Annotated in this window: 8 protein-coding genes; all 8 read left to right on the forward strand. The window is 36.6% G+C overall.

Going from position 1 to position 12,321, the window contains the following annotated elements; translation table 11 throughout:
• The first annotated feature begins 2 nt into the window (after window positions 1–2).
• Window positions 3–1,514: a RagB/SusD family nutrient uptake outer membrane protein gene (locus C8P67_RS12795; protein ID WP_115813578.1), complete on the forward strand. Its 1,512-nt coding sequence runs from the start codon at window positions 3–5 to the stop codon at window positions 1,512–1,514.
• A gap of 17 nt (window positions 1,515–1,531) precedes the next feature.
• Window positions 1,532–2,398 carry a hypothetical protein gene (locus tag C8P67_RS12800; RefSeq protein ID WP_115813579.1) on the forward strand — a complete coding sequence of 289 codons (867 nt, stop codon included), beginning with the start codon at window positions 1,532–1,534 and terminating at the stop codon, window positions 2,396–2,398.
• A 118-nt stretch (window positions 2,399–2,516) separates the two neighbouring features.
• Window positions 2,517–3,584, forward strand: coding sequence for a glycoside hydrolase family 16 protein (locus C8P67_RS12805; protein ID WP_115813580.1), 1,068 nt, complete (start codon window positions 2,517–2,519; stop codon window positions 3,582–3,584).
• A gap of 191 nt (window positions 3,585–3,775) precedes the next feature.
• Window positions 3,776–5,236 carry a glycoside hydrolase family 30 protein gene (locus C8P67_RS12810; RefSeq protein ID WP_115813581.1) on the forward strand — a complete coding sequence of 487 codons (1,461 nt, stop codon included), beginning with the start codon at window positions 3,776–3,778 and terminating at the stop codon, window positions 5,234–5,236.
• Between the two features lie 29 nt (window positions 5,237–5,265).
• Window positions 5,266–6,723, forward strand: coding sequence for a glycoside hydrolase family 30 protein (locus C8P67_RS12815; protein WP_115813582.1), 1,458 nt, complete (start codon window positions 5,266–5,268; stop codon window positions 6,721–6,723).
• Window positions 6,724–6,729: 6 nt separating this feature from the next.
• Window positions 6,730–9,141, forward strand: coding sequence for a cellulase family glycosylhydrolase (locus C8P67_RS12820; RefSeq protein WP_115813583.1), 2,412 nt, complete (start codon window positions 6,730–6,732; stop codon window positions 9,139–9,141).
• 15 nt (window positions 9,142–9,156) lie between these two features.
• Window positions 9,157–10,884: a cellulase family glycosylhydrolase gene (locus C8P67_RS12825; RefSeq protein ID WP_115813584.1), complete on the forward strand. Its 1,728-nt coding sequence runs from the start codon at window positions 9,157–9,159 to the stop codon at window positions 10,882–10,884.
• A gap of 72 nt (window positions 10,885–10,956) precedes the next feature.
• Window positions 10,957–12,321, forward strand: coding sequence for an ADP-ribosylglycohydrolase family protein (locus C8P67_RS12830; protein WP_115813585.1), 1,365 nt, complete (start codon window positions 10,957–10,959; stop codon window positions 12,319–12,321).

Below are 12,321 nucleotides of genomic sequence, written 5' to 3' on the forward strand. Positions count from 1 at the left end.
TTATGAAATTTAAAAATATAAAATATTTAGGCATTGCTGTAGGTTTGCTTTTTACAGCATCCTGCAGTGAAGAATTCTTGCATGTTGAACCTAAGGGGCTCAACTTAGTGGAGAATTATTACCAAAACGAAAATCAGGCATATTCTGGGTTAGTCGCTGTTTATGATATTATAGGCAAACAGTCTAAAGGGTTTGAAAATATGATCTGTATGCTGAATGCAGGATCTGATGATTTTTTTGCTGGTGGTGGTAATGCTGGAGATGGAGCTGGAATTCATGCATTCGATAATTATACGTTAGATCAAATCAATATGCCGGAAAGCTTTTGGAGTGATTTCTATCAAGGAATTGCAAGAGCTAATATTTTATTAGAGAAGTTACCAGAAACTAATATGGATGCTGATAAAAAAGCACGCTTTGCAGCAGAGACGAAAGCACTGCGGGCGTACTATTATTTTGAGTTAGTGCGTACTTTCAGAAATATTCCTTTGATTTTACAACCTATTTCACCATCACAAACTTATAATACAGTACAAGTTTCACCAGAGGAGGTTTATGCTCAAATTGAAAAAGATTTGATGGAAGCCAAAGGAGTTTTGCCTAATAAGCTGGCAGATATTAAAACTGAAGCAGGCCGTCTAACTAAAGGTTCTGTTCAAGCTCTATTGGGTAAAGTGTACTTGTATCAAGGGAAGAATGCACTAGCTGCAACTGAACTAGCTGAAGTAAATGGTACGCCAGGAGGCACAAGCATTTACGGATACAAACTCTTGGACAATTTTGCGGATCTCTGGAAAATTAGCAATAAATTTAACTCGGAAGCTATTATTGAAATTATGCATACCGACAAAAGTAATGCAGACTGGGGATTTTGGGGTAGTGGTGCCGATGAAGGAAATAGTATAAATATTATGGTAGGGCCTCGTGGCTATACAAGATCTGGAGGTTCACCTGCTCCAGACTATGTTTCTGGATGGAGTTTTAATACAGTTACACCTGCCTTGTATAATGTTCTAAAAGGAGATCCTCGTTTTGATGCAACCATATTAGATATGAAAGCATTGGAAACAGCTGGAGAAGCTGATTGGGAGCCTCATTATCAAGACACTGGGTATTTTTTGAAAAAATTTGCGCCATTAAACTCTGATACTTCATCAGGAGGAGGAGCACCAGCATTAAATTACAAACAGGACGTTTATGCTATCCGTTTAGCAGATACTTATTTAATGGAGGCAGAGGCACTTGGCGGAACAGGAGCGAGAGCACAAGCATTATTAGATGCAGTTAGAGCGAGAGTAGGTTTGGCTTCAGTGCCGGTTTCTAAAGATGCAATCATGTTAGAAAGAAGAAAGGAACTAGCAGGAGAAGGTCACCGTTGGTTTGATTTAGTACGTACTGGAGCAGCAGCGACAGCCCTAAAAGATAAAGGGTTTGTAGCTGGGAAAAACGAAATCTGGCCAATACCTTACAATAACTTGCCAAACACAAAAATCGTTCAAAATCCTAATTACTAATATTAAAATGATATTTTATGAACTTACATATAATTAAAAAGAAAGGAATTTTATTATTGTTTGCGGTTGTGGCAATCGCAAATTTCACAAGATGTCAGCCTGAAGATTCTTTTACTGACAATGGCTTAACTCCAGCAAGTGTTGACGCGTCATTTACAGTTACACCAGTTGAAGGCAAAGTGAATGTATACAGGATTGCTGCACAGCCAAAAGGAGTTATAAGATCTCTATGGGATACTGGTACAGGATTGGCAGAAGGGAAAATGGATTTTGAAATTTCTTTACCAGATGCTGGAACTTATACTATTTCTCATACAGCTATAGGTGCAGGCGGTGCAACAGCTGTATTAGCTCAAGATATAGTTGTGGCAACCTCAGATCCAGTGAAAGGAAATATCCTTGCAGGGGGGAAATTAACTAATAGTGATGATTGGTCAAAATGGACGGTTACAAATCCAGCTTCTAGTGCCAATATTGCTTTTGCAAGCGGTTCGGCTACATTAACTGCTAGTGGTTGGGCTGGTAATGGTATTTATCAGGCAATTAATGTTGTAGCAGGTAAAAAATATGTAATCGATATGCTTACTTCTTCAACAACAGGCTGTAGTAATACTTGGTTTGAAGTGTATTGCGGTTACTCTGCACCTGTAACAGGAACTGATTATTCAGAAGGAGGAAAATTAAGAGCTTTGAGTACTTGGGACGGCTGTGCAACAGCTGCTTTTTCAGGGAAAATTTCAGCTGTTGGCTGTAAGGCAGAAAACAATTTAGGAATATTCACTGCTACTCAAACAGGTACAGCCTATCTGGTAATAAGAGGTGGTGGTGAAGACATGAAGGCTGGTATCAAAATTCAAAATATTGAAATGAGACCGTCTTTGTAGTTGTTTTTAATTAAAGAAATTAATTAGTAGTTAAGTTAGGTTGAGTTGGTAGAATGGCCCATTCTCTATGATTATGGGCCATTTTTTTTAATGGAATGTTTTTAACGTAGAAAAAAAAATGAAAAAATATCTTTCAAGAATTAATTTGATTATTGTACTAAATTGTTTTCTGTTTATTTCCTGCAGTGGTTCAAATTCAGACGAACCGGAGGCAGAAAATAATACACCGACAAATCTAAAAGTCATAGCCACAATAGCTGGAGCTTCTGCAAAAAATCCAAATGGAGACGGAACCGGAGTTGTAAATTTTAAATTATCAGCGACCAATGCAACATCCTATAAAATAGTACTTGGTAATGGAGAAACAAAGGAAGTGACAAACGGAAGCTTTTCTTATACTTATACTGCATCGGGTACTCATACTTATGTGCTATATGTGTCTGCTTATAATGCCGGTAAATTTGTGAGTACTTCAATCTCTATTACCGTTTTAGTGGAATCCAAGTTAGTTTGGGCTGATGAGTTTAATACTGATGGAGCACCTGATCCAACAAAATGGACTTTCATGATATGGGATCCTGGACATGTAAATAATGAATTGCAGTCATATACCGATCGTTCTGAAAATACAATTGTACAAGGCGGTGTTTTGAAAATAAAAGCCATTAAAGAAAAATACGGAAAAGGAGATTTCAGTTCTGGAAGATTAGAATCTAATGGAAAATTTGATTTTACTTATGGCAAAGTAGTAATTAGAGCAAAACTGCCTACAGGAGTTGGAACATGGCCTGCAGTCTGGATGCTGGGCAGTAATATAGGAAGTGCTGGATGGCCAGCCTGCGGCGAGATAGATATTTTAGAATCAGTTGGAAAAGATCCGCATGTTAATCATTCGTCATTACATTCTCCCGGACGTTCAGGAGCTACTCCAGATACAGGAACTATTAACGTGCCTAATGATAATACGGAATTCCATATCTATACAGCCGACTGGACTGCCTCGTATATCAAATTCTATGTGGATGATAAATTGTATTACACTTTTATAAATTCAGATAAATTTCCTTTCAACAAAAACTTTTACCTGATTGTCAATCTTGCAATGGGAGGAGTTTGGGGAGGCCCGGTAGATCCAGATTTTACATCTTCTACTCTTGAAGTGGATTATATAAGGGTGTACAATTAAAAAAGTTTTAGTTAAGTTAAGTTTGGTAGTTACCTCTTCATTAGCAGCTTCTATTTTTTAAATGAGATAGAAGCTCTAGTGAAAAATTGATTAAGTATTTAGATGAAAATACCGTTTTATAGGACACCAAAAGTTTTTAAATACCATAAAATTATTCTGTGTTTGTATCGAAATTAAATTATAAAATAATAATGAAAAAAATTCATCAATTAGGCAAGCTGTTCTTGATATTAGCATTTTCAGCCATACACATCAGCTGCTCATCTTCTAACGAAGGCGGAGACTCGACAGCGCCAGCTCCGACACCATCTCCGGTAGTAAAAAATGAAGTAGATTTTTGGCTGACTAAAGGTGATCAGACAGTGCTTTTGAAAAAACAGACAGGTGTTTTAGCTTTTGGCAATAAGGTAAATATTTATCAGAATATTGAAGTTAATGAAGCTCAGACCTATCAGACAATTGATGGTTTTGGATTTACGCTGACAGGCGGAAGTGCACAGGTAATTAATCAGCTAACTGCCCAGAAGAAAAAAGAATTATTGCAGGAATTATTTGGTTCAGGCGAAAATTCGATAGGGCTGAGCTATTTGAGAATCAGTATCGGTGCTTCCGATCTGAGCGCTGCGCCTTTTACCTATGATGATATGCCGGCTGGGCAGACTGATGTTAATTTGGACAGCTTCAGCCTTGCACCTGATATGGCAGATTTCATTCCGCTATTGAAAGAAATTCTAGCTATTAATCCTAAAATTAAAATAATGGGTACTCCTTGGTCTGCCCCTGTCTGGATGAAAGATAATGGCAGTTTTATGGGAGGAAGCTTAAAACCGGAATATTATGAGGTATATGCACAATATTTTGTGAAATTCATACAAAAAATGAAAGCTCAAGGAATCGTAATCGATGCGGTTACTCCTCAAAACGAGCCATTACATGGGGGTAACAATCCTAGTATGATTATGACAGCTCTACAGCAGGCCGATTTTATAAAAAATAATTTAGGCCCTGCATTTAAAGCAGTAGATATTGCCACCAAGATTGTTTCTTATGATCATAATTGCGATAACCCCCAATATCCAATTACGATTTTAAAAGATGTGGCAGCTAACCCTTTTGTAAATGGTTCGGCTTTCCATTTGTATGGGGGAGATATTGGCGCACTTTCAATTGTTCACGATGCCTTTCCAGGCAAGGATGTTTATTTTACAGAACAGTACACTTCATCTACAGGTGCTTTTGATGGAGATTTAAAATGGCAGGTAAAAAATGTAATTATTGGATCAATGCGTAACTGGAGTAAAACCGCTCTGCAGTGGAACCTTGCTAATGATGGTTCTTTTGGACCACATACAGATGGTGGGTGTACAACGTGCAAAGGAGCAATAACAATAACAAGCAGTGAATCATTAAGCCGTAATGTTGGATATTATATCGCTGCTCATGCTTCTAAATTTGTACCTGCTGGCTCTGTAAGGATTTCGAGTGCTATTGTCGGTAATCTGCATAATGTCGCTTTCAAGACTCCTGCAGGAAAAAAAGTGCTGCTGGTTGTAAATGATGGAAATACTGCCGAATTATTTAATATTAAATATAATGGAAAATGGATAACCACTTCACTGGAAGGGGGAGCTGTAGGAACATACATTTGGTAATAGCTTATCTATGTCCAAAAAAACAAATTATGAAAAAAATAACCTCCACAATATTTGTACTAGCATCTTTTTTTGTTTTTGCACAGCAAAAAAATAAAGCAGCTGCGAATTCTTTTTCGACAAAAAATAAAACGGTTACAGTTTATACTACGGCCGAAAGCACCAATTTGAGATTATCTAAAACTGAGGATCACACGTTTTCAGATCTCGCACAGCCTGTAGAAACTCAAATTTGTGTTTTTGTAAATCCAGATAAAACGTATCAGTCCTTATTGGGAATTGGCGGAGCTGTAACAGATGCAAGTGCTGAGGTCTTTGCTAAATTATCTAAAGAGAAGCAGCAGGAATTCTTAAACGCATATTACAGTGCCGAAAAAGGAATTGGCTATTCGTTACTGCGAACCACAATTCACAGTTCCGATTTTGCATCTGGGAGTTATACTTATATAAATGAAGGCGATACTGAATTGAAAAGTTTTTCTATCGAACATGACAGAGAATTTAAAATACCGCTGATAAAAAAAGCAACCGAAACTGCCGGCGGAAAAATAATTCTGTACGCAAGTCCATGGAGTCCTCCTGCTTTTATGAAAAGCAATAAAAATATGCTGAAAGGCGGAACATTATTGCCTGAGTTTTTTCAGCCATGGGCCGCTTATTATACAAAGTTTGTCAAAGCCTATGAAAAAGAAGGCATGCCAATATGGGGAATTAGTGTTCAGAATGAGCCTATGGCGGTACAAACGTGGGAATCTTGTGTGTTTACAGCTGAAGCGGAAAGAGATTTTCTAAAAAATTATCTTGGGCCAACTATGAAAAAAGAAGGTCTGGGAAGCAAAAAAATAATTGTTTGGGATCACAATCGTGATTTGATGTTACAGCGGGCTAATATTATTTTTAATGATCCCGAAGCCTCAAAGTATGCATGGGGAATGGGATTTCATTGGTACGAAACATGGGCAGGAGGCAACCAGATGTTTGAAAATGTCGGGAAAGTTCATGCAGCATTCCCAGATAAAAACTTAATGTTTACCGAAGGCTGTGTCGAGAAATTTGACGCTGATAAATATCAATTCTGGGTCAATGGGGAAAGGTATGGATCATCGATGATACATGATTTTAATAACGGAACTGTAGGCTGGACGGACTGGAATATACTTTTGGATGAAAAAGGTGGTCCTAATCATGTGGGGAACTTTTGTTTTGCCCCTATTCACGCCGATACTAAAACCGGAGAATTAATTTATACTCCATCTTATTATTATATTGGACATTTTTCTAAATTTATTCGCCCAGAAGCCAAAAGAGTTAGTTCTGCAGTAAGCAGAAGCAATCTTTTGAGTACATCATTTTTGAATAAAGACGGAAAAATGGTAACGGTAGTTATGAATCAAAGCAATACTGCTGTAATCTATAACTTATGCGTAGGAACTCAGGCTGCCGAAATTTCTATTCTGCCAAATGCAATTCAAACACTTATTTATTAATTTGCTATGAAAAATAAAAAGACATTTTCTAATCAACTATTTTCATTATTAATATTCATTTCTATCTTATCGAGCAATGCTGCTTCGGCACAAATGTTAAAGGTAGAAGGACAGAAAATAGTGAACAGCTCTACAAACGAAGAGGTGATTCTAAACGCTATGAACTTCGGAAACTGGATGGTAATGGAAGGATATATGATGAATTCCGCAAACCAAGCACCTGATCAGCACACTTGGAAAAAAAAATTAACAACTTTGATTGGTGCCGCAAATACTAAAACTTTTTATGATAAGTGGCTAAATAACCATGTTACACAATCGGATATTGAACAAGTTAAAGCTTGGGGATTTAATGCTGTGCGTATACCTATTCACTATGAGTATTTTGTCAATCTAGGCACACCGGATGCTTGGAATAATCAAGGATTTACTCTTTTGGATAATGTAATTTCCTGGTGTACGAATGCTGGGATTTATGTCATAATTGATCTGCATGCTACTCCTGGCGGACAAAGCAATAATGCTATTAGTGATTATGACAGTACTAAACCTTCCTTTTGGGAAAGTGATACCCATAAGACAAAAGCTGTTGCATTATGGAAAAAAATATCAGAAAGATATAAAGGTGAATCCTGGGTTGCAGGTTATGATTTGATAAATGAGCCTGCTTGGAATTTACCAAACGGAACTGCTTTAAGAAATGTTTACGGCAGAATGACAGATGTTATCAGAGCAAATTCAGATAATCATATTTTATTTATTGAAGGGAACTGGTATGCAAATGACTATACTGGTTTGACTCCAGCTTGGGATGCAAATATGGTTTATACTTTTCATAAATATTGGTCGGCTACATCAAATCAGGATATTAAATGGATAACAGATTTTCGAACAGCACAAAACAGGCCTATTTGGTGTGGCGAACATGGAGAAAACAGCAATGATCATTTCACTAGAACGGTTGAGGTTTTTAATGATAATGGAATTGGAATGTCATGGTGGCCTATGAAAAAATTTGGCAGTATAAATGATTTTGCTGATGCAAAATTCCCTTCAGGCTATACTGCTTTGTTAAATTACTTTGGAGGAACAAATCCAAGTCTTGATCCTACCACCGCATTCAATACAGTTATGCAATTGGCTGAGAATGTCAAATTAGCAAACTGTACGTTACAGACAGAAGTTGTTAGGTCAATTTTTACACAGCCGGGTACTAGAGATACACAAGCATTCTCAAGTAATGCTATACCAGGAAAACTTTATACAGCCAATTATGATTATGGAATGAAAGGATATGCATATTCAGATCAGGCGTGGGAAGATTTCCATATTACAACAGGAACTTATACCGCATGGAATAATGGCTGGGTGTACCGCAATAATGGAGTTGATATTGAAGCCACAACTGATTCGCAGTCTAATGGATATACTGTAGGATGGTTTGTTTCTGGAGAATGGATGAAGTATACGGTAAATGTTGATCAGCCGGGTACTTATACGGTAGAACTTAGGGTAGCTAATGGAAATGCTGCCACTGGTAAAATACAAATTCAAAATGCTGATGGAACTGAAGTTGTAGCCACATCAGATATTCCTGCTACAGGGGGCTGGACGTCTTGGAAAACATATAAAGTTACAGGAGTTTTTAAATCGGCAGGGTTACAAGCAATAAGAATTGCTAATTTGTCTGGGGAGTTTAATATAAATTCTGTGAATTTTATTTATGAAAATGCCAATGTTCCAGCAATAGTTCCAGTTGTTAAAACGGCTAATATCATTTATTTAAAAGGAAATAATGCTAAATATGTAACGTTCACCAGTACAGATTATTTAATGAGCAGTACCAATGCAAACGCAAATGCAAATGAAAAATTTACCATTGTTGATGCCGGTAATGGGTTAATTGCACTTAAAGGAAATAATGGTTTGTATGTAACATTAGACAGTTCAACCAATAAATTGTATTGTAATTCAAGAACAATTGGAAACTATCAAAAATTTACTCTTGAGGATTTGTGCGGAGTATATACAATAAAAGGATTCAATAATTTATATGTATCCTCAGAAAATGGGGCAACTTCAGGTCTTACTTGCACCAGAACTGCACCGGGCGGCTGGGAATATTTCAATTGGGGAGTAACAGGTACAATTGAAGTTTTAGGAACAAAATCATTTCAAAGTAATACGAATTCGTTCGAAGTATACCCTAATCCGGCACAAAATAGTGTAACAGTAAGTTCAAAGATTGATGAAGATTTAACTGTAAAGATCTATGATATAAATGGCCGGGAATTAATTCATTCTTCAATTCAAGGAAAGCAAAATAATATTGATGTAAATCAGCTTTATTTGGGCGTTTACCTAATGAAAATTAGTGGAGCTGATACAACGCAGACTGTAAAATTTATTAAAAAATAATAAAACACCATATAAATGAAATCTATTTTTTTAGTATGCCTTTCAGTACTGTCTTTCAGTTCTTTTTCACAAAGCTTTCTGCATAGAGACGGTCAAAATATTGTAGACGGAAACGGTAAAAATATCGTTTTGCGAGGATTGGGATTAGGTGGCTGGATGGTACAGGAAGGCTATATGATTCAAACGGGGGCCTTTGCAGGTTCTCAATATAAAATTAAACAGAAGATCACAGATTTAATTGGTGCAAAAGACACAGAAGAATTTTATAAGGCCTATAAATCAAACGGAATAACAAAGAGAGATATAGACTCTTTAGCTGCGTGGGGATTTAATTCCATCCGTTTGCCAATGCATTATAATTTATACACTCCAGCGATTGAGACCGAAAAAGACGGTGAAGTCACTTGGCTGGAAGAAGGTTTTAAAATGACAGATGATTTAGTAAAATGGTGTGCTGCCAATAAAATGTATTTAATTCTAGACTTGCATGCTGCTCCTGGAGGCCAAGGGAAAGATGCTGCAATATCCGACTACGATGATTCAAAACCATCACTTTGGGAGAGTACTGCAAATCAGGATAAAATGGTAGCACTTTGGGAAAAATTAGCGCAGCGCTATAAAGATAATCCTTGGATAGGAGGCTATGATATTATCAATGAACCCAATTGGAATTTTACTGGAACCAATCAAAACGGCTGTGATGAAACATCTAATGCTCCTCTAAGAGCACTGCAGCTTAGAATCACAAAAGCAATAAGAGCGATAGATCCGAATCATTTAGTTATTATTGAAGGAAACTGCTGGGGTAATAATTATAACGGAATATTCCCGCTTTGGGATGAAAATATGGCTTTGAGCTTTCATAAATACTGGAATACAAACGATACAGCTTCTATACAGACTATGTTAAATTATAGAACACAGTATAATGTGCCAATCTGGTTAGGCGAAAGCGGGGAAAACTCAAACGTATGGTTTGAAGAAGCAATTTCATTAATGGAATCCAATAATATCGGCTGGGCTTTTTGGCCAATGAAAAAAATTGAAAATTTAGCAGGAGTTACTTCGGTTACTAAGCCTGCAGGCTATGATCAGTTATTAGAATATTGGAAAAACGGCGGTACCAAACCAAGTGCCAGCTTCTCCAAAAAAGTACTGATGCAAGTAGCTGAGAATTATAAAATGGAACATTTGACGATTAGGTATGATGTGATTGATGCTATGTTTAGACAAGTGCAGGACAATAACACCAAGATGTATAAAAAACAGCAGCTTCCCGGAAGAATATTTGCTACCGAATTTGATTTAGGTCAAAATGGTTTTGCTTATTCTGACAATGATGTAGCAAATTATGATGGAACAAAATTTACCCAATGGAATAAGGGAGGTAAGATGCGAAACGATGGTGTGGATATTGAAGCCTGTACTGATAAAACAACGAATGGCTTTCAAGTTTCATTTATTGAGGATAAAGAATGGCTGCAGTTTACCACTGAAGTAAAAAAAGAAGGCAGTTACGATGTTGAGGTTCGGTATTCAAATGAAAAAGCGGGAGGTAAACTGTATTTGGAACTGGACAATGTAAAAATATCAGAAACAATTGAACTGCCGGTTTCTGGCGGGTTTGGGGTATGGAAAACTGTTACGCTTAAAAATGTTAACCTTAAGCAGGGCATAAATAAAATACGTGTTCACTTCGAGGGAGGAAACTTTAATCTTAACTATTTAGAGTTTAAAAAATAATTTGTGATTGTTCTATATTTTTCATCTATTTAATATTAAATTTCTTAATTTTAACAGAATAGGAATACGTGTATGAAAAATCTGAAATCAAGTTATTTTCTTATTTTGAAATTGTTTTTCTTTTGCAATATTGCATTAAGTCAAAACGATTCTAATTTAAAACTAACTGAAAAGGAAGGTAATTGCGCGTATAAACCCAAAGCTGCAGACAGAATAATATCTAGAAGTAAATATAAGGAAAAACTTTATGGTTTTTGGCTTGGACAATGTATTGCAAATTGGACTGGCTTGGTGACTGAAATGGACAAAATTGGCTCTATAGGAGAACTAAAAACTGGAGCTTTTTATACACGTGACGATTGGGGAAAACCAGATCAGCCAAGTATTTGGGGACAGGGAGTTCCAAGTAATTTATCAGCTGTTATTGATTTTGTTTTTTCAGAACCGGGTACTGTCTGGGGGTCAGATGACGACACAGACATAGAATACATCTATCAGGAACTGCTGTACACAAATAAACAATCTATATTAACAGGTGAGCAGATTCGTTTAGGATGGCTTCAACATATCAAAAAAGAAGAAGAAAATTTTTTGTGGGTTTCAAATCAGAGAGCTTTTGATTTAATGAATGAAGGAATGATTCCTCCAGCAACAGGAGATCCAGAAAACAATCAGGAATTTGAAATGATAGACGCACAATTGACAACAGAAATTTTTGGTCTTTTTGCCCCAGCAAGACCAGATGTTGCTTTAAAAATGGCCAAACTTCCCATTCAGACCACTGCTAGATTTAATTCTCAATGGATTTCGGAGTTTTATGTTACAATGTATTCTATAGCTTCGGCTGCTGATGAAAAAAAGACAAACAAAGAAAAGATACTTTGGATGGCAGATCTTTCTAGAAAACAGCTTCCTAATGATTCCTATTCAGCCAAAATGTACGATTTTGTAAAAAGCAGATATTTGTCAAATATACCTTGGGAAAAAACCCGGGATGAGGTGTATCAAAGATATCAGGTAGATCAAGCCGATGGTTATGATATGACATCAAAAAACAAATACTGCAATGGCTGTTTTGCGGCGGGTATTAATTTTGCTTCAAGTTTGATCAGTTTATTTTATGGAGAAGGCAATATAGTCGAAACCATTAAAATTGGAACACTTGCTGGCTGGGATTCAGATAATCCTACAGCAACTTGGGGAGGTTTGCTGGGATTTATGATAGGAAAAGAAGGAGTTGAAAAAGCCTTCAACCGTAAATTTTCAAACCAGTTTAATATTCATAGAACAAGAATCGGGTTCCCAAATAATGGTATTGACACTTTTGAGAATATGGCTGAAAAAGGAGTATTTGTTATTGATAGGGTTGTTCAGGAGCAAATGAGTGGTGGCATCGATTTAAAAAATGAAATATGGTATATACCTGCATTAAAATAA

Source organism: Flavobacterium aquicola (assembly GCF_003385115.1).
GTDB classification, from domain to species: Bacteria; Bacteroidota; Bacteroidia; order Flavobacteriales; family Flavobacteriaceae; genus Flavobacterium; species Flavobacterium aquicola.

What these genes read in the sequence shown, in the direction of transcription:
- C8P67_RS12825 (WP_115813584.1), top strand. Translation starts at nt 9,157, where the DNA reads ATGAAATCTATTTTTTTAGTATGCCTTTCAGTACTGTCTTTCAGTTCT.
- C8P67_RS12805 (WP_115813580.1), top strand. Translation starts at nt 2,517, where the DNA reads ATGAAAAAATATCTTTCAAGAATTAATTTGATTATTGTACTAAATTGT.
- C8P67_RS12800 (WP_115813579.1), top strand. Translation starts at nt 1,532, where the DNA reads ATGAACTTACATATAATTAAAAAGAAAGGAATTTTATTATTGTTTGCG.
- C8P67_RS12815 (WP_115813582.1), top strand. Translation starts at nt 5,266, where the DNA reads ATGAAAAAAATAACCTCCACAATATTTGTACTAGCATCTTTTTTTGTT.
- C8P67_RS12795 (WP_115813578.1), top strand. Translation starts at nt 3, where the DNA reads ATGAAATTTAAAAATATAAAATATTTAGGCATTGCTGTAGGTTTGCTT.
- C8P67_RS12820 (WP_115813583.1), top strand. Translation starts at nt 6,730, where the DNA reads ATGAAAAATAAAAAGACATTTTCTAATCAACTATTTTCATTATTAATA.
- C8P67_RS12830 (WP_115813585.1), top strand. Translation starts at nt 10,957, where the DNA reads ATGAAAAATCTGAAATCAAGTTATTTTCTTATTTTGAAATTGTTTTTC.
- C8P67_RS12810 (WP_115813581.1), top strand. Translation starts at nt 3,776, where the DNA reads ATGAAAAAAATTCATCAATTAGGCAAGCTGTTCTTGATATTAGCATTT.